This is a genomic window from Nonomuraea recticatena, assembly GCF_039533245.1.
GTDB lineage: Bacteria > Actinomycetota > Actinomycetes > Streptosporangiales > Streptosporangiaceae > Nonomuraea > Nonomuraea roseola.
In genome coordinates this window covers 223,798-241,624 of record NZ_BAAATE010000003.1, presented here as the reverse complement: position 1 = coordinate 241,624, position 17,827 = coordinate 223,798, and the positions used below count along the sequence as shown (strand labels likewise).

Here is a 17,827-nt window from a genome sequence, read left to right as displayed (position 1 = left end):
TGACTCAGATTTCCTCGTATTCCGAGCCAACCTATATGTTCACGACACCAGCGAGGGGATTGATCGTCGGCACCGGGCTCTCGGCACCCTCGCGCGACGGCAGCCAGAGCACGAACGTGCTCCCCTCGCCCAGCTGGGAGAAGACCGCCACCCGCCCTCCGTGCGACTCCACGATCTGCCTGACGATCGCCAGGCCGAGCCCGGTGTGCCGGTCCCTGCGGCTGGCCTCGCCGCGCCAGAACCTGTCGAAGACGCGCGGCCTGTCCTCGTCGGAGAGGCCGGGACCCCCGTCGCGGACGGCCGTCCAGAGCCAGCCGCCCTGCCTGCCCGCCGCCACCTCGACCGTGCCGCCGGGGGGCGAGAGCCGTACGGCGTTGGACAGCAGGTTGGCCACCGCCCTGCGCAGCGCGTCGTGATCGCCTGTCATGGGCAGCTCGCCGGTCAGCGACCTGGTCAGCGTGAGGCCGCGGGCCTGAGCCAGCGCGGTGTACTCCTCGGCGGCCTCGTCGGCCACCTGGGCCAGGTCGAGGTCGCTGTCGGCGAAGGCGGTGCCCTGGCGCCTGGCGCTGGCCAGCAGATCCTCCACCAGCCTGGTCATGCGCGTGGTCGCGCGGTCCACGATGGCGACCGCGCGGACCCGCTCCTCCTCGGTGGCCTCGGGCGAGGCCAGGACCGCGTCGACGTTGGTCCTGATGATCGTCAACGGACTGCGCAGCTCGTGCGAGGCGTCGTCGATGAGCTGGCGCTGCGCCCTGAAGGCCTCCTCCAGCCTGTCGAGCATCGTGTCCACGGTGTCGGCCAGGTCGCGCAGCTCGTCCTTCGGCCCTTCGAGCCTGATCCTCCTGGACAGGTCGGTGGCCTGGATCTCGTCGGTGGTGCGGGTGATCGCCCTGACCGGGCGCAGCACCCTGCCCGACAGGATCCAGCCGATGAGGAGGCTGGCCACGAAGAGGAAGGCGAGCGTGGCCAGGGAGTAGTCGCGCAGCGTGGTCATCGTCTTGACGTTGATGGCGTTCTCGACCTCCTCGACGAAGACCACCGGGGCCTTGCCCAGGTACTCGCCGTTGGAGCGGTAGGTCTTGGCGTACTCGGTGGTGTAGGGGCGCTGCTCGGTCGAGGCGGACACCACGTAGTAGATGCCGCCCAGGACCAGAGCGGCCAGCGTGAACAGCAGGGCCGAGTAGAGCACGGTCATCCTGAACCTGATGGTGTGGATCACGCGTCCTCCCTCAGCCGGTACCCCCTGCTGATCACCGTCTCGATCAGCCCCTCCTCCTGCAGCTTGCGGCGCAGGTTGCCGACCGTGACGCGGACGGTGTTGGTGAAGGGGTCGGCGTGCTCGTCCCACACGTGCTCCAACAGCTCCTCGCTGGAGACCACATGGCCCGGCTTGGTCATGAGGTAGTGCAGCACGCCGTACTCCTTGGGGGTCAGCGCCAGCGACCTGCCGCCGAGCGAGACCTCCATGCGCGCGGTGTCGATCCGCAGCGCTCCCACCTCGAGCACAGAGGTCCCGCCGGTCTCTCTGCGCAGCAGCGCCCGCACCCTGGCCAGCAGCTCGGGAAAGGCGAACGGCTTGACCAGGTAGTCGTCCGCGCCCTCGTCCAGGCCCCTGACCCTGTCGTCGAGGCGGTCGCGGGCGGTCACCATGATGATCCGCACCCCGCTTCCCGAGGCCCTGGCCGTACGGCAGAGCTGGAAGCCGTCGCCACCTGGCAGGTTCAGGTCGAGCAGCACCAGGTCATAGGTGTTCACCTGGAGCTTCTCCGCCGCCGAGGGGGCGTCGTAGGCGACGTCCACGGCGTAGCCGGCCCGGATCAGGCCGACACGTAGCGCGTCGACCAGGTCCTCCTCGTCTTCGACGACCAGTAGTCGCATGCTGTGCACCCTAGTTTCGGATGATGCTTTCCGCGATCGGAGCGGCTCTGTCGATCGGAATCGCGAAGCCGATCCCGATGTTGCCTCCACCCCTGCTCGTCGCGATCGCGGTGTTCACCCCCACCACCTCTCCCCTGGCGTTGACCAGCGGGCCACCGGAGTTGCCCGGGTTGATGGAGGCGTCGGTCTGTACGGCGGTGCGCCTGCTGCTGCCGCCCAGCCCCACCTCCCTGTCCAGGGCGCTGACGATGCCCGCGGTCACCGTCCCCGACAGGCCGAGAGGGGAGCCGATGGCCAGCACCTGGTCGCCGACGGCCAGCTCGCTCGACCTGCCGAGCCTGGCGGGGGTGAGGCCCGAGGCGTCTCCGACCCTCAGGACGGCCAGATCCTCGTCCTCGTCCTCGCCGACCACCGTGGCGCCCAGCCTGCGTCCGTCGTTCAACACCACGGTAGCGGTGCTGCCGCGGCCGACGACATGGGCGTTGGTCAGCACGTGGCCGCTGCCGTCGATCACGAAGCCCGAGCCGCTGCCCCTCCTGGTCTCGACGGAGACCACGCTGGGCAGCACCTGGGCGGCGGTGGCGCTGAGTCCCTGTGCCGGTGTCCTGCCCTGGCCCTGTCCCTGGCCTGGGGGCTGGGCGGCGGGGACGCGGGGCAGGGCCGCGGGGGCGGGCTCGGACCCTTCGATGAGCCGCGCCCCCGCCACACCCGCCGCCCCGCCGGTGAGCGCGGCGACGAGCGCGGCGGTCACCAGGAGGCGGCCTCTGGGGGCGGCCGCCACCCTGCCGTCCGCGACAGGCGTTTGTGGCGGCGGCCCCTGCTGGTGCCCTGGCAGCGTGCCCGAGCGGAAGTCGGGGCCTCGCGGCTCGCCCAGACCGTTCATGGCGTGATCCCTCGTCGTGGTCATGGCAGCCTCGAGAACCACAGCATCGAGCCGATCGCCGCCAGCGCGGCCAGCAGCAGGCCCGCTCCGACGAACCAGGGCCAGATCTCCTGCCGCTCCGTCCGGTAGCCGACCGAGGTGCCGATGTCGTCGTAGACCGCCTGCAACTCGTCGCCGCTGGCCGCCTCGTAGAAGCCGCCGCCCGCCGAACGGGCCAGCTCCTGGAGCGCGGGGGCGTCGACGGGAACGGGGATCTGGTTGCCCTGGATGTCGATGGTGCCGGTCTGCGTGCCGTACGCGATGGTCGTGACGGGCACCCCTCGCTCGGCTGCCGCCCTCGCGGCCTCGGGAAGGGGGCGGCCGGTGGTGTTGGAGCCGTCCGACAGCAGCACGATGTGCGCGGGCGGCGGCTCCTGCTCGGTGTCGAGCCGCTGGATGGCCTCCAGCGAGGAGTGGACGGCCTCGCCGATCGCCGTGCCCGAGGCGGTGGTGAGCCTGCCGAGCGCGGCCAGCACCGCCTGCCTGTCCGTGGTCGGCGCAACGGCCACCGACGCCTGACCGGAGAAGGCGACCAGGCCCAGGTTGAAGCGCGGCGGCAGGCCCTCGACGAACTGGCGGGCGGCCTCGCGAGCGGCGGTGAAGCGGTCGGGCGCGACGTCCGTGGCCTCCATCGAGGCGGAGACGTCGAACGCGACCATGATCGTCGCTCGCTCCCTCGGGACCTGGACCTGCGCCGTCGGCCTGGCGAAGCCCACCACGAGCAGCACGAGCATCGCCAGCAGCGCCGCGGCGGGGGCGTGCCTGCGCCAGCCGGGGCTCTTGGGCGCGACCTTGTCCAGCAGGTCGAGGTTGCTGAAACGGACGGCGTAGGCGCTGCGCCGCCTCGACATCACGACGTAGGTGACGGCGATGAGCGCCACGGGGATCAGCAGGAGCAGCCAGATGGGCGCCAGCAGGCTCATGCCGCCTCACCTCCCGGCCCTCTCCCCCACGGCCCGCCCGGAGCGGCGTGGCCTTCGGGGACGACCCCGCTCCCCCTGGGGCCTCGGCCCTCGCTCCCGTCTGGGGACGAGGAGCCCGAGGTGGTGTCCCCGTCGGGACCCCCGCGCACGGCGGTGGCTCGGGGCGCCGGGGCCAGGCGCGCGAGCCTGCGCTGGCGCAGCACGTGCTCGACGAGGTCACGCACCCAGTCACCGTCCGTGCGCAACCGCAGGTGCGTGGCGCCCGTCCCGCGCAGCGCCGCCGAGATGGCCGCGCGCTGGGCGGCGGCCGCTTCGGCGTACCGCAGGCGCAGCCTGGCGTCGCCCGTGGACACCTCCCTGCGCCTGCCGCTCTCGGGGTCGATCAGCGTCAGCACCCCGACGTCGGGCAGGGCCAGCTCGCGAGGGTCGACGACCTCCACGGCCAGCACCTGGTGCCTGACCCCGAGGCGCCGCAACGGCCCCTCCCACGAGCGCGGGTCGTCGAGGAAGTCGGAGACCACCACGACCAGGCCGCGCCGCCGTACCACCCTGCCGAGCTGTTCGAGCGCCGCCGCGAGGGGCGGCTCCGCCACCCCAGGAGAGGTGCGCGGCAGCCCGAACATCGCCTGCAGCAGCGCCATGAGGTGCGGCCTGCCCGTCCTCGCGGGCAGCCTGCGCACCCCGCCGCCGTGCAGCAGGTGCGCCCCGATCCTGTTGCCCGTGCGCTGGGTCAGGAACCCGACCGCCGCCACCGCGGCCAGGGCCAGCTCCCTCTTCTCCATCTTCGCGGTGCCGAAGTCCATGCTCGCGGTGGCGTCGAGCAGCGTCCACACCTCCAGCTCCCTGTCCACGACCAGGTCCCTGACGTGCGGCGCGGCGGTGCGCGCCGTGACGTTCCAGTCAATGCGCCGCACGTCGTCGCCCGCCTGGTACGGCCTGGCCTCCGCGGGCTCACTGCCCTGCCCCGGCACCAGGCCCAGGTGCTCGCCCTGCAGCAGGCCGTCGAGCCGGCGGGTGACGATCAGCTCCAGCCTGCGCAGGGCAGGCTCGGCGGCCAGGTAGGGCCTCATGCCGCCGCCTCCTGCTGTGGAGCGACCACGGGCAGCGGCACGGTCTCGACCAGCCTGTCCACGATGTGCCTCGACGTGACGCCCTCCGCGAGCGCGTCGAACGACAGCACGAGCCTGTGCGCCATCACGTCGTGCGCCAGGTCGCGCACGTCGTCGGGCAGCACGTAGTCGCGCCCCCTCAGCAGCGCCAGGGCCCGCGCCGCCGCCAGCAGTCCGAGCGTGGCCCTCGGCGAGGCGCCGAACGCCAGCGACCGCTCGACGTCCTGCAGGCCGTACCGCGCGGGCTCCCTGGTGGTGAGGACGAGCCGCACCGCGTACTCCGCGATCGCATGGTGGACGAACACCTCCTCCGCCCGCCGCTGGAGGGCGACGATCCGCGCGGGGTCGAGGACGGGCTGGGGGACGGGCGGGTCCACGCTCATCCTGTAGACGATCGCCAGCTCCTCCGACTCGCTGGGATAGCCCACGTCGATCTTCATCAGGAAGCGGTCGCGCTGCGCCTCGGGCAGGTGGTAGACGCCCTCGGACTCGATCGGGTTCTGCGTGGCCAGCACCAGGAAGGGCGCGGGCATCGGATGCGTGACGCCGCCGATGCTGACCTGGCGCTCCGCCATGATCTCCAGCAGCGCCGACTGCACCTTGGCGGGCGCCCTGTTGATCTCGTCGGCGAGCACGAGGTTGGCCATGACGGGCCCGAGCTCGATGTCGAAGCTCTCGGTGGACGGGCGGTAGATCCTGGTGCCGACGATGTCGGAGGGCACCAGGTCGGGCGTGAACTGGATGCGGGCGAACGAGCCGCCGACCACGGTGGCGAGCGTCTCGGCCGCGAGCGTCTTCGCGATGCCCGGCACCCCTTCGAGCAGGCAGTGCCCCTTGGCCAGGACTGCGACCATCAGGCGTTCGACCATGTGGTCCTGCCCGACGATCACCCTCTTGACCTCGAACAGCGTCCGCTCCAGCAGGTCGGGCTCGGTCATGGCGTGACCTCGTGCGGGCAGTCGTCGACCACGACTCTCAGTTCGAGCGCCGTCGGCTCGGGTTCGGCGAACGAGGCCGCGCTCCCCGTCATGACGAGCGCGACACCGGCCAGTACGACGGCCCCCACCTTCCAGCGTGATGTGCGTGCCATGGATCCTCATGTCCCTTCGTAGGTTCACGAGGAATGTCATCAAGAGGACGCGAAAACCGGCGTAACGCTCGTCTTTATCTGAATTTTCGGTGTCGCACGGAGCCGCCCTTTACCCGGTCTTTCGTCGGCGCGGCCTACGATCCGGGCATGATGTCACCCTTCAAGCGCTACCTCGCCGAGGAGATCGCACTCGACCACGTCGAAGGGCTCATCTCTCGGCGTGAAGCGCTGCGCAGGCTGGCCCTGCTCGGCCTCGGGCTGCCCGCGGCCACCGCGCTGCTGAGCGCCTGCGGGGCCGACGGGCAGGCCGCCGTGCCGAGCACACCCACGGCCAGCCCCTCACCGAGCCCGACCGCCTCACCCGCGGGCCCTTCACCCCTGCCGACGGAGGCCATCACCTTCGCGGGTCCCGAGGGCGCCACCCTGCGCGGCGCCTGGGCCCAGGCGCCGAACGGCAAGGGCGCGGTCCTGGTCATCCACGAGAACCGCGGGCTCAACGACCACACCCGCTCCGTCGCGGGACGGCTGGCCGCCAGCGGCTACTCCGCGCTCGCCCTCGACCTGCTCTCACGCGAGGGCGGCACGGAGTCCTTCAGCGACACCGCCCAGGCCACGGCCAAGCTCGGTGAGATCCCGCCCGAGCGGTTCGTCGCCGACATGAAGGCGGCGCTGGACGAGCTGGCCGTCAGGGCGCCCGGTACCAAGCTCGGCATGGTGGGGTTCTGCTTCGGCGGCGGGATGACCTGGCTGCTGCTGTCGAACGCCGAGCCGCGCCTGGCCGCCGCCGTGCCCTTCTACGGCCCGCTGCCCGACGGCGCCGACTTCGCCGGCACGAGGGCGGCCGTCCTCGGCGTCTACGCCGAGCAGGACGACCGGGTGAACGCCACCCGCGACGCGGCGCGGGCCGCGCTGGAGAAGGCGGGGCTCACCCACGAGATCGTCACCTTCCCCGGCGTCGGCCACGCCTTCTTCAACGACACGGGCCAGCGCTACAACGCTCAGGCCGCCGCCCAGGCCTACCAGCGGGTCCTCGACTGGTTCGGCACCCACCTGGCCTGAGCCACGCTCACGCGTGGGTCCACACCGAGATGCTGGGCGACGTCCGCCGGGGTTTGTCGTCGCCGCCGACGGCCGCCTTGCTCTGGGCGTGTGGACCCGCTACCCGAGCGACGCCGACTGGGTCTACGACCAGCGGGTCGCCTGCTACGACACATGAGGAAAGGGGGGCGGTGAGACCGCCCCCCTTTCCTGCCGGATCTCGCGTCAGTCGTTGAGGTGCTGGCGCAGGTAGGACTCGACCTGGTCGAGGGAGATGCGCTCCTGACCCATCGAGTCGCGCTCGCGGATGGTCACGGCCTGGTCGTCGAGGGTGTCGAAGTCGACCGTGATGCAGAACGGCGTGCCGATCTCGTCCTGGCGGCGGTAGCGGCGGCCGATGGCCCCCGCGTCGTCGAACTCGACGTTCCAGCGCTTGCGCAGCTGGGCGGCGAGGTCCTTGGCCTTGGGCGACAGGTCGGCGTTGCGCGACAGCGGCAGCACCGCGACCTTGACGGGGGCGAGCCTGTGGTCGAGGCGCAGCACCGTGCGCTTCTCCATGACGCCCTTGGCGTTGGGCGCCTCGTCCTCGGTGTAGGCGTCGAGCAGGAAGGTCAGCGTGGCGCGGTCGACACCGGCGGCCGGCTCGATGACGTAGGGCACGTAGCGCTCGCCCGTGTCCTGCTCGAAGAAGGACAGGTCAACGCCCGACGCCTTGCCGTGCGCGGTCAGGTCGAAGTCGGTGCGGTTGGCGATGCCCTCGAGCTCGCCCCACTCCGAGCCGGTGAAGTTGAAGCGGTACTCCACGTCGACGGTGCGCTTGGAGTAGTGCGACAGCTTCTCCTTGGGGTGCTCGTAGAGCCGGAGGTTGTCCTTGTTGATGCCCAGGTCGGAGTACCAGCGGAAGCGCTCGTCGATCCAGTACTGGTGCCACTCCTCGTCGGTGCCGGGCTTGACGAAGAACTCCATCTCCATCTGCTCGAACTCGCGGGTGCGGAAGATGAAGTTGCCCGGCGTGATCTCGTTGCGGAAGGACTTGCCGATCTGGCCGATGCCGAACGGGACCTTCTTGCGCGCCGACTGCTGCACGTTGGCGTAGTTGATGAAGATGCCCTGCGCCGTCTCGGGACGCAGGTAGGCCAGGCCCGACTCGTCCTCGACCGGGCCGAGGTAGGTCTTCAGCAGGCCGCTGAACTGGCGCGGCTCGGTGAAGGCGCCCTTGTTGCCGCAGTTGGGGCAGCTCAGGTCCGCCAGCCCGTGCTCGGGGGCCTTGCCGTGCTTCTCCTCGTACGCCTCGACGAGGTGGTCGGCGCGGAAGCGCTTGTGGCAGGACTGGCACTCGGTCAGCGGGTCGGTGAAGGTCTCGACGTGGCCGCTGGCCTGCCACACCTCGGGAGCCAGGATGACGCAGGAGTCGAGGCCGACCACGTCTTCGCGGGCCTGGACCATCGACAGCCACCACTGCCGCTTGACGTTGTTCTTCAGCTCCACGCCCAGCGGACCGTAGTCCCACGACGCGCGCAGGCCTCCGTAGATCTCGCTCGACGGGTAGACGAGCCCCCGTCGCTTGGCGAGGCTGACGATCGTGTCCATGACGTCGGTCCGGCGTGCCATTGGCTGAATCTCTTTCCGGCTGGAGGTCGGCGAGTGAAAGGATGAGATCCCAGCTTAGGGGACATCCGGGCACCGCCGCGCGCGACTATTCGTCTCGCCCGGAAACGTACACATCCTCGAAGGCGCTGGGCTCGTTCACCATGAGGATCATGAGGGGGTACATCGCCATTCTCGCGGCGGACAGCGCGCGGCGGTAGAAGCCCGCGCCCTCCCACTCGCTGACGAGCGCCCACAGGTTCGGCTCGTCGACCGAACGGCACAGGCGGCCGCGCAGGTAGCCGGGCTGGGCGGCCAGCACGTCGATGATCTCCTGGCCCTGCTTGAGGAACTCCTGGGAGCGCGCCTCGGGAACGGTGTAGCGAATCAGTGCGAGCACGTGGTCCAGGATGTCAGACAAGAGGCCTGTCCTGATGCGTGCTCTTCAGGATCCGCCGCTCCGGCTTCGGCCTCCTCTGCTGGGTCGTGCCCGCGTTCCCGCTCTCGTTCGTGGCGTCGGGACTGCCGGGAGCGGTACCGCCCGCCGGGGTGATCCAGGCGCGGGTTCTGTGACGAGTCTCGAGAGGCAGGCGCGTGCCGCGCTAGGCTCGTGAGGTGGCCACTCGAAAGCCTCTTCCGTCAGGCGAGCAGTTCTTCACGCCTGGCGCCACGGGCCTGCGCAAGACGGTCGAGCAACGCAGCGCCGTCCCCATCACGTTCCTGTTCACCCAGGTGCCGCGCTGGGTCACGCCCGCCGTCCTGGTGATCCTGCTGCTGGCGGGGTTCGCGCTCGACAGCTGGCTGGGCGGCCTGGCCGTGCTGCCGGTGGTCGCCTTCGTGGGCTGGCTGGCCTACCTGTCGTGGCCCTCCCTCGGCGCGGGCGGCAAGCTGCTGCGCGTGGCCATGCTGACCTTCCTCCTCCTCGTGGCGGCCGACAGGTTCGGGGCGCTCTAGTACCAAGGGGCCATCGCGAGATCCGACCTCCGCGTGACGCGGGTGGTCCCCCGCGCCACGTAACGTCCTGAGTCATGCGGTTCCCCTCACGAACGCTTCTCGGCGCGGCCCTCCTGCTGACGGTCTCGGGCGCAGGATGCCTGCCGGGCTCGGTGCCGCTCGAGCTGCCCGCGATGACCGCGTCCGCGCTGGCCGAACGCTACGCCGGCACCAGAGCGGCCTCGGGCGGCGAGCGCCAGCTGCTCGCCTACGACAGGGCGGGCGACGGCAGGGCGATCGAGGTCGTGGGCGACCTCGCCGCCGCCCGCACCGTGGTCGTCTTCGTGCCGGGCACCGGGTTCAGCCTCGACGACTTCGACGGCACCTCCGTCTCGCCCGCGGGAGCGGCGAGGGCCATCCACGCCAGGGCCGCCGCGCTCAGTCCCGGCGAGCCGGTGGCCGTCATCGGCTGGCTCGGCTACGACGCGCCGGAGATGACCGACTGGCAGGTCATCACGACACTGCCCGCGGCCAAGGGCGCCATGGCGCTGCGCAAGCTGGCCACCGCGCTGCGCGGGAAGGAGCGCGTCAGCCTCGTCTGTCACAGCTACGGGTCGGTCGTGTGCGGGCAGGCCGCGCCCGGACTGCCCGTCGACGACATCGTCGTGCTGGGCAGCCCCGGCATGGGCGCCGCCACCAGGGCCGAGCTCCGCACGCCGGCCCAGGTCTGGGCCGCGCTCGGCGCGAAGGACGACGTCCTCAGACCGGGCGTACGGCTGGGCCCCATCGGCTACGGCGCCGACCCCGTGACCCCCGCCTTCGGCGCCAGGGTGTTCGACGGGGGCCCCGGCGGCCACAACGACTACCTGAGGGCGGGCAACCCCGCCCTCGACAGGATCGTCTCGATCGCGCTCACGGGGGAAGCATCGTGTAACCGGGGAAGTTGCCAGGAAGGCGCTCGCCCGAAGGCCCTTGGGTGACCGCCCGCACCAGCAGCTCCCCGCCGATGAACGCCCCGCGCCACGAGGCGCCGAGCCCGCCGAACAGCTCCTGCCTGTCGCCGCGCGAGCGGGGCTGATTGATCCCCACCTTGAACGCCCGCACCTCGGGGGCCAGCCGTTCGGCGGTCTCGGGCGCGTCGCAGGAGATCGTCGCGACCAGCGCGCCGTTGCTCGCGTTCATCGCGGCCAGCAGCTCGGCCTCGGTGTCGACCAGCACGACGGTGTCCACGGGGCCGAACGGCTCGGCGTGGAACAGCGGGGAGGAGCGCGGCGGGTCCAGCAGCGCCACAGGGGCGAAGTAGGCCTCGCCCTCCACCGCGGGTCCCCTGTAGAGCGGGACCGCGCCTTTGGCGATCGCCTCCTCCACCTGCTCGGCCAGCTCCTTGGCCTTCGCGGCGTTGATCAGCGGGCCGAAGTCCAGCTCGGGCAGCGGGTCGTCGGGCGCCTCCACCAGCAGCGGGTGACCGTACCTGAGGTCTCTGACCGCCGCCAGGTAGGCGGCGAGGAAGTCGTGGAACAGCTCCCGCTGCACGACGAAGCGAGGGTAGGCGGTGCAGCGCTGCTTGCCGTAGTCGAAGGACTTCCTGATCTGCGTGGTGAGCAGCTCCCACCCTGAGTACTCCCAGACGCCCCAGCAGTTGAGACCCTCCTGCTCCAGCACGTGCCTGCGGTCCTGCAGGCCCGTGCGCTCGGCGAGCGAGGTGGCGACCTGGGCGCCGGCGTCCCTGCCGCCGACGAAGGAGACGCAGCCCAGCTCGCGGGCGCCGACCAGCACCGGCGACAGCTCCGCCCCTCCGCCGCTGACCAGCGTGAGCGGCAGCCCCTCCCTGACGGCCAGCGCCGTGGCGAGGGTGAGGCACGACAGGCCGCCGTCGGTGGGCGTCTTGGCGATGACGGCGTTGCCCGCCAGCGCCTGCACCAGCATGGCGTGCATGAGCACGCTCATCGGATAGTTCCAGCTGGCGATGTTGCTCACCGGGCCCGGCAGGGGCGTCCTGCCGGCGAGCATGGGCTCGATCTCCTCCAGGTACCAGCGCACGCCGTCGAGGCAGCGGTCGACGTCGGCGCAGGCCGTACGCCAGGGTTTGCCGATCTCCCAGACCAGCAGCAGCGCGAGCAGCTCGCGGTGGGCCTGGAGCGAGTCCACGGCCGCGGCCACCCTGGCCCTGCGCTCGGACAGCGGCAGGTGGCGCCACCGCCCGTGCTCGTCGACGGCAGCGTGGACGGCGCGCGCGGCGCCCGACCTGTCCAGACGCGGCGGGCCCGCGATGGCGGTGCCGTCGACGGGCGAGAAGACCGGCGTGGGACGGCCGTCGCGCTGCCAGAGCCCGCCCCAGTGGTTGAGCACCCTGTCGTCGTGGAAGGCCTCCGGCGCCGCCGCGCGGCACCTGTCGTAGGCGTCGGACCAGGCGGTCCCCGGCTTCAGCATGAGCGCTCCTTCAGTCGGACCAGTCGACGGCGAGCTCGAGCGCGGGCAGCGGCTCGAACTCCTTGATCGCGTCGAGGGCCGAGCCCATGGCCGCGTTGGCCTCCCGCTCGACCATGACCTCGACGAGCACGGGAAGGCGCTCCTTCTCCGCCTCCTTCGACGCCCACGCGAGGGCGTCGCGGATGTCGCCCGGCGCCTCGACGCGCCGTCCGGGGCAGCCGAAGGCCTCCATGACCTTCACGTGGTCGACGCCGCCCAGCTCGACGGCGAAGTTCATCCCGTACGGGATCTCCGCCTGCCTGATCAGCCCCAGGTACTCGTTGTTGATCATCACGATGACGAAGGGGATCCTGTACTGCGCGGCGACCGCGACCTCCTCCATCAGGAACTCGAAGGAGTAGTCGCCGACGACCGCGACGACCTGGCGTTCGGGATGGGCCACCTTGACGCCCATCGCGGCGGGAACCTCCCAGCCCAGCGGCCCCGCCTGACCGCAGACCAGGTAGCGCCTCGGCAGGTAGGTCTTCTGGAACTGGCCCGACCAGATCTGGTAGAGGCCGATGGCGGTGACGAAGGTGGTGTCCCTGCCGAAGAAGTCGTTGATCTCCCTGAAGACCCTGGGCGGCTTGATCGGCACGTCGTCGAAGTCGTCCCTGCGCGGCAGGCTCTCCCTGAGCGTGGCGACCCTGCGCGACCACTTCTCCCTCGCCCTCGGCGGGGCGCTCTCCTCCTGTGCCGCCTCGGCCATGGCCTTCAGGAACGGCCTGGCGTGCGAGACGATGCCGAGGTCTGGCTCGAAGACCTTGCCGAGCTGGGTGGGCTCGATGTCGACATGGATGAACGTCCTGCCCCTGCGGTAGACCTCCAGGTCGCCGGTGTGCCTGTCGCCGAACCTGGCGCCGACGGCCAGCACGAGGTCGCTCTCGAGGAAGGCCGCGTTGCCCCACCTGGTGTGTGTCTGCACCCCCGCCATGCCGGCGAACAGCGCGTGGTCCTCGGGGAAGGCGCCCTTGCCCATCAGCGTCACCTGGACGGGGACGCGCAGCCGCTCGGCGACCTGCCGCAGCTCCTCGGCGGCCTCGCCGATCACCACCCCGCCTCCAGCCAGGATGATCGGCCGTCTGGCCTGCTGGAGAAGGTCGAGGGCGGCCCGCACCAGGCTCCGCCTCGGCGCCGGGACCTCCACGGGCAGCGGCGCGTCCAGTGCGGGATCGTAGAGGCAGGTGCCGCGCTGCACGTCGATCGGCAGGTCGATGAGGACCGGACCAGGCCGTCCCGACCTGGCGATCCTGAACGCCTCGCGGAACACCCACGGCGCCTGGGCGGGCTCCTTGAGCTGGACCGCCCACTTGGTGACCGGCTTGGCGATCTCCACGATGTCGACCGCCTGGAAGGCCTCCTGGTGCAGTTTGTCCGTGGCGGCCTGGCCGGTGATGCAGATCATTGGGATGGAGTCGGCGAGCGCCGTGTAGAGCCCGGTGATCATGTTGGTCCCGGCGGGGCCGCTCGTGCCGATGCTGACGCCGACGTTGCCCGTCACCCTGGCCCAGCCGTCGGCGGCGTGCGTGCCGCCCTCCTCGTGGCGGACCGTGATGTGACGGATCGAGCTGGTCCGCAGCGCCGCGTAGAGCGGCAGGATGGCGGCGCCCGGGATGCCGAAGACGGTGTCGACGCCCTCCGACTCCAGCACCGCGACGACCGCCTCCATGCAGGGGATTCGTTTCATGCGGCGTTGATCCTTTCGATCACCTTCAGCAGGGCGGAGTGGTCGAGCGAGCCGTGGCCCTGCGCCCTGGCGGCGGCGATGAGCTGGGTGACGAGGGCCGTCAGCGGGAGCGCGAGCCCGGCCTGCCTGGCTGCGGCCGTGGCGATGCCCATGTCCTTGTGGTGCAGGTCAATGCGGAAGCCGGGGGCGAAGTCGCGGGCGACCATGGAGTGGCGCTTGAGCTCGAGGACGCGGGAGCCCGCAAGGCCGCCCGCCAGCACGTCCAGGCCCTTGGCGGGGTCCACGCCCGAGGCCTCCATGAGCAGGATCGCCTCGGCGACGAGGCCGTACGTGCCGCCGACGACCAGCTGGTTGGCGGCCTTGACGGTCTGGCCCGCGCCGGACGGGCCGACGTGGACGATCGTCCTGCCGACGGCCTGGAGGACGGGCAGTGCCCGCTGGAAGTCCTCCTCCTCGCCGCCCACCATGATCGAGAGGCTGCCTTCGATCGCGCCCCGCTCGCCGCCGCTGACGGGGGCGTCGAGGGCGTGGGGAAGGCGCCGCGCGATCCCCACCGACGTTTCCGGATTTATCGTGCTCATGTCGATGTAGAGAAGGTTGTCCCCGCCGTACTCGACGATGTCGGGAAGCACCTCCTCCACCTGCGGAGAGTCGGGCAGCATGGTGATGACCACGTCGGCGCCCGTGACCGCCTCGGCCACGCTGGCGACCGTCCTGCCTTCGGGCCTGAGGTCGTGACCGCGGACCTCGAAGCCCGCCTTGCCGAGGTTGGCGGCCATGGGAGCGCCCATGATGCCGAGCCCGATGAAGCCGATCTTCATCCGTTCCTCCAGTCGAACGCCCCCGGCCCCTCGTGCCGGTACTCCAGCCCGACGTGGCCCTCATAGGTTCCGAGCTTGTTGAAGATCTCCGTGTACGGCATGCGCCCGCTGCCCGGGTACCCGCGTCCGGGGTCGTCGGCGACCTGCACGTGGCCGATCCTGTGCGCCTGGGTGTCGAGCAGGCCGAGCACGTCCTCGCCCATGCGGTGCAGGTGGTAGAGGTCGGCGAGGAGCTTCACGTTCTCCATGCCGACCTGGTCGATCACCTCCAGGGCCTGGTGGGAGGAGGTGAGGGGATAGCGGGGGTTCTCGTGGCTGTTGAGCGCCTCGACGACGACGGTCGCGCCGATGTCCGCGGCCCTCTTGGCGGCGTGGGCGAGATTGGCGACCGCCACCCGCCGATGCCCGGCGTCGACGTCACGTGTCCGGGCGCTGCCGGGGGCGGTGTTGCCGTACAGGGCGTTGAGGATGCGGCAGCCGAGCCTGCCCGCCAGTCCCACGGCCACGTCGACGTTGGCCAGGAACCTGTCGGTCTGGGTGAGCATGCCCCTGTCCCCGTTGGCCATGTCGCCCGCGTCGAAGTTCAACGCCACCAACTGGACACCGGCGTCCTCTATGGCGGACCGCAGGGCGCGGAGGTCGCGGTCGGACGGGGTCGGTCCGTCGAACGGCCACCACATCTCGACGGCGGTGAAGCCGGCTTCGGCGGCGGCGGCGGGCCTTTCGAGGAGCGGCAGATCCGTGAACAGGATGCTCAGATTCACATCGAACCGCAGCCCCATCGTGGCGCCGCCCGCTGCCCGCCGAGAGCCCGCCCCTCCAGGCACCGCCCCACGAGAGCCCACCCCTCCGGATGCTCTCTCGCCCTGGCCCGTCTCGGCGGCCGTCCCACCGGGCACGGCGACGCGTCGTCCTGCCCCTGCCTGTCCCGAGGCCGTCATGAGGCCTCCCTCGTCGGGCGGGTGAGGACCGATCTCATGAGGCGAGCGGTCTCCGACGGGGTCCTGCCGACCCTGACGCCCGCGGCCTCCAGCGCCTCCTTCTTCGCCTGCGCCGTCCCCGACGAGCCCGACACGATCGCCCCCGCGTGCCCCATGGTCTTGCCCTCAGGAGCGGTGAACCCCGCCACGTACGCCACGACCGGCTTGGTCACGCCGGCCGCGACGAACGCCGCCGCTCGCTCCTCCGCATCGCCCCCGATCTCTCCGATCATCACGATCGCGTCGGTGGCGGGGTCCTCCTCGAACGCCCGCAGGCAGTCGATGTGCGTGGTGCCGATCACGGGGTCGCCGCCGATGCCCACCGCCGTCGAGAAGCCGAGATCTCGCAGCTCGTACATCAGCTGGTAGGTCAGCGTCCCCGACTTCGACACCAGCCCGATGCGCCCGTGCCCAGTGATGTCCGCGGGGACGATCCCCGCCGACGCCTGCCCCGGACTGATCAGCCCAGGACAGTTCGGCCCGATGATCCTGGTGTGACGCGCCTTCGCCAGGAACCGCAGCGTGTCATGGACGGGAACGCCCTCGGTGATCACCACACACAGCGGCATCTCGGCCTCGGCCGCCTCCTCCACCGCGCTTCCGGCGAAGCGTGGCGGTACGAACACCACCGACACGTCCGCGCCCGTCTCGGCCATCGCCTGGGCCACGGTGCCGAACACCGGCACCCTTCGCTCGCCGAAGTCCACCGACGTGCCGCCCTTGCCTGGGGTCACGCCTGCGACGACGTCAGTGCCCGCCGCCAGCATCCTGGCCGTGTGCCTCGCGCCCTCCGCGCCGGTCATGCCCTGCACGAGGACTCTGCTGTCCTTGGTCAGAAAGATCGCCATCATCTACCCGCTTTCACGAACCGACGCCATGTCGCCAAGGGACGAGTCGCGTCCCAGCCCACGCCCCCACCCCAACCCCCGCCCCAGCACTGCATGCCGGCCCCACCTTCGTCGCAGCACTGCATGCCGGCCCGGCCCTCGCCCCAGCACCCGACGCCAGACCGGCCCTCTCAGCACCCGACCACTCGGCGCCGCAGCGGGGGTGCCTGCCTGCCTGTTGGGGGTCGGACTCGCTCCCCCTGCCCGAGGTCCGCTTCCGCCTGCGGACCCGTCTCCCGCACGGCAGGCCGTCCATCGAGGGCGCCCTGCCGTCATCACGCGCTCGCCTTGGCCAGGCGTGCGGCGAGTTCAGCGGCGCCGTCCATCGTGGAGACCTGGCGTACGGCCGGATGGCGGGCGTCGCTGAGGATCCGCCGTCCGATCTCGGCGTTGTTGCCGTCCAGCCGGACGATGATCGGCCGCGTCACCCCCCGCTCACCGAGCAGTTGGAGCGCGGAGACGACCCCCGTCGCCACCGCGTCGCAGGTCGTGATCCCGCCGAAGACGTTGACCAGCACGGAACGGACGTCGGGGTCGGACAGGATGATCTCCAGCCCGTCGGCCATCACCTTCGCCGACGCGCCGCCCCCGATGTCGAGGAAGTTCGCCGGTCCCGCGCCCGCCTGGGCGACGACGTCCAGCGTGCTCATCACCAGTCCTGCGCCGTTACCGACGATGCCGACCTGGCCGTCGAGCTTGACGTAGTTGAGCCCGCGCCGCCGCGCCCTGGCCTCGAGCCCCTCGCCCTCGTGCTCTCCGCCGATCCACTCCGTCACCGGGCAGGCGTCCTCGCCCGCGTGCCTGAACAGGGCGTTGTCGTCCAATGTGATCTTGCCGTCGAGGGCGACGATGCGCTGGTCGGTGGTGCAGGCGAGCGGGTTGACCTCGACGAGCAGCGCGTCCTCCTCGACCATCACCCGCCACAGCCGCTCCAGCACCGGCCCCGCCGCCTCGGGCAGTCCCGAACGACGGGCGAGCTGCGCCCCGTCCACCCCTCCGAGCGGATCGATCGCCACCTTGAGCAACGCCTCGGGCCTGGTCGCGGCCACTTCCTCGATCTCCATGCCGCCTTCTGTGGACGCCATGGCGAGGAAACAGCCGTTCGCCCTGTCGACAAGGAAGGCCGCGTAGTACTCCTCGAAGGCCACCGTCGCCTCCTCGACGAGGAGGGTGTGCGAGATGTGTCCCCTGATGTCCATGCCGAGGATGCGGGCCGCCTCCTCGTGTGCCGCGGCCGGGCCCGGCGCGGGTCTCACGCCTCCGGCCTTGCCCCTGCCGCCGGTCTTGACCTGGGCCTTGATGACAACCGGGGTGCCGAGCTCCACCGCGATCGTCCGCGCCTCGTCAGGGGTGGCCGCCACCCCGCCACGCGGTACGGGGACACCGTGCCGGTTGAAGAGCTCCTTTGCCTGGTACTCGTACAGGTCCATCGAGACTCCCTATGCGGTTCTTGTAGACGGTATACCGTATGGAATATGTCGCGTCTAGGTCTCGACAGAACAC

Annotated in this window: 18 protein-coding genes; 3 read left to right on the top strand and 15 right to left on the bottom strand. The window is 71.1% G+C overall.

Annotated elements, in window-relative coordinates:
• Positions 1–31 precede the first annotated feature (31 nt).
• Genes ABFX50_RS07445 through ABFX50_RS07415 form a run of 7 tightly spaced genes read right to left on the bottom strand, consistent with a single transcriptional unit; the run spans position 32 to position 5,922 of the window.
• A complete protein-coding gene (locus ABFX50_RS07445) occupies positions 32–1,219 on the bottom strand; it encodes a sensor histidine kinase (RefSeq protein ID WP_346144420.1) in 1,188 nt (395 codons plus the stop codon).
• Positions 1,216–1,878 (bottom strand): response regulator transcription factor, encoded by a 663-nt coding sequence (locus ABFX50_RS07440; protein WP_183657960.1) that lies wholly within the window; start codon positions 1,876–1,878, stop codon positions 1,216–1,218. The genes ABFX50_RS07445 and ABFX50_RS07440 overlap by 4 nt, the downstream gene beginning before the upstream one ends.
• A 10-nt stretch (positions 1,879–1,888) precedes the next feature.
• A complete protein-coding gene (locus tag ABFX50_RS07435) occupies positions 1,889–2,761 on the bottom strand; it encodes a S1C family serine protease (RefSeq protein ID WP_346144418.1) in 873 nt (290 codons plus the stop codon).
• Positions 2,762–2,781: 20 nt separating this feature from the next.
• Complete coding sequence (locus ABFX50_RS07430; RefSeq protein WP_346144416.1) at positions 2,782–3,723, bottom strand: VWA domain-containing protein; 942 nt, start codon at positions 3,721–3,723, stop codon at positions 2,782–2,784.
• Positions 3,720–4,793 carry a DUF58 domain-containing protein gene (locus ABFX50_RS07425; RefSeq protein WP_346144415.1) on the bottom strand — a complete coding sequence of 358 codons (1,074 nt, stop codon included), beginning with the start codon at positions 4,791–4,793 and terminating at the stop codon, positions 3,720–3,722. Before ABFX50_RS07425 ends, ABFX50_RS07430 begins: the two co-directional genes overlap by 4 nt.
• Positions 4,790–5,770: an AAA family ATPase gene (locus tag ABFX50_RS07420; RefSeq protein ID WP_346144414.1), complete on the bottom strand. Its 981-nt coding sequence runs from the start codon at positions 5,768–5,770 to the stop codon at positions 4,790–4,792. The genes ABFX50_RS07425 and ABFX50_RS07420 overlap by 4 nt, the downstream gene beginning before the upstream one ends.
• Positions 5,767–5,922 (bottom strand): hypothetical protein, encoded by a 156-nt coding sequence (locus ABFX50_RS07415; protein WP_183657948.1) that lies wholly within the window; start codon positions 5,920–5,922, stop codon positions 5,767–5,769. The genes ABFX50_RS07420 and ABFX50_RS07415 overlap by 4 nt, the downstream gene beginning before the upstream one ends.
• Positions 5,923–6,069: 147 nt before the next feature.
• Here ABFX50_RS07415 and ABFX50_RS07410 point away from each other — a divergent pair, with 147 nt between their 5' ends.
• Entirely contained in the window at positions 6,070–6,981 is a 912-nt protein-coding gene (locus tag ABFX50_RS07410; protein ID WP_346144412.1) for a dienelactone hydrolase family protein, read from the top strand.
• 204 nt (positions 6,982–7,185) lie between these two features.
• Here ABFX50_RS07410 and ABFX50_RS07405 read toward each other — a convergent pair whose 3' ends face one another.
• Both ABFX50_RS07405 and ABFX50_RS07400 read right to left on the bottom strand, forming a co-directional pair.
• Positions 7,186–8,571, bottom strand: a complete 1,386-nt coding sequence (locus tag ABFX50_RS07405) for a glycine--tRNA ligase (RefSeq protein WP_183657942.1) — start codon at positions 8,569–8,571, stop codon at positions 7,186–7,188.
• Positions 8,572–8,656: 85 nt separating this feature from the next.
• Positions 8,657–8,947 (bottom strand): antibiotic biosynthesis monooxygenase, encoded by a 291-nt coding sequence (locus tag ABFX50_RS07400; protein WP_183657939.1) that lies wholly within the window; start codon positions 8,945–8,947, stop codon positions 8,657–8,659.
• 215 nt (positions 8,948–9,162) lie between these two features.
• Between ABFX50_RS07400 and ABFX50_RS07395 the strand changes: the two genes are divergently transcribed.
• Together ABFX50_RS07395 and ABFX50_RS07390 are read left to right on the top strand one after the other, a co-directional pair.
• Entirely contained in the window at positions 9,163–9,501 is a 339-nt protein-coding gene (locus ABFX50_RS07395) for a DUF6703 family protein (protein ID WP_183657936.1), read from the top strand.
• 74 nt (positions 9,502–9,575) lie between these two features.
• The gene (locus ABFX50_RS07390) at positions 9,576–10,460 is read left to right on the top strand and encodes an alpha/beta hydrolase (protein WP_346144409.1); all 885 of its coding nucleotides are present in this window, start codon (positions 9,576–9,578) and stop codon (positions 10,458–10,460) included.
• Here ABFX50_RS07390 and ABFX50_RS07385 read toward each other — a convergent pair.
• From ABFX50_RS07385 to sucC, 6 genes are all read right to left on the bottom strand, one after another.
• Positions 10,393–11,910, bottom strand: coding sequence for an aldehyde dehydrogenase family protein (locus ABFX50_RS07385; protein WP_346144408.1), 1,518 nt, complete (start codon positions 11,908–11,910; stop codon positions 10,393–10,395). The genes ABFX50_RS07390 and ABFX50_RS07385 overlap by 68 nt on opposite strands.
• Before the next feature lie 10 nt (positions 11,911–11,920).
• Positions 11,921–13,636 (bottom strand): glyoxylate carboligase, encoded by a 1,716-nt coding sequence (gene gcl / locus ABFX50_RS07380; RefSeq protein WP_346144406.1) that lies wholly within the window; start codon positions 13,634–13,636, stop codon positions 11,921–11,923.
• Complete coding sequence (locus tag ABFX50_RS07375; protein WP_346144404.1) at positions 13,633–14,457, bottom strand: NAD(P)-dependent oxidoreductase; 825 nt, start codon at positions 14,455–14,457, stop codon at positions 13,633–13,635. The genes gcl and ABFX50_RS07375 overlap by 4 nt, the downstream gene beginning before the upstream one ends.
• Positions 14,454–15,398, bottom strand: coding sequence for a hydroxypyruvate isomerase family protein (locus ABFX50_RS07370; RefSeq protein WP_346144403.1), 945 nt, complete (start codon positions 15,396–15,398; stop codon positions 14,454–14,456). The genes ABFX50_RS07375 and ABFX50_RS07370 overlap by 4 nt, the downstream gene beginning before the upstream one ends.
• Entirely contained in the window at positions 15,395–16,285 is an 891-nt protein-coding gene (gene sucD, locus ABFX50_RS07365) for a succinate--CoA ligase subunit alpha (RefSeq protein ID WP_183660515.1), read from the bottom strand. Before sucD ends, ABFX50_RS07370 begins: the two co-directional genes overlap by 4 nt.
• Positions 16,286–16,599: 314 nt before the next feature.
• A complete protein-coding gene (gene sucC / locus ABFX50_RS07360; protein ID WP_346144402.1) occupies positions 16,600–17,754 on the bottom strand; it encodes an ADP-forming succinate--CoA ligase subunit beta in 1,155 nt (384 codons plus the stop codon).
• Between the last annotated feature and the right edge of the window lie 73 nt (positions 17,755–17,827).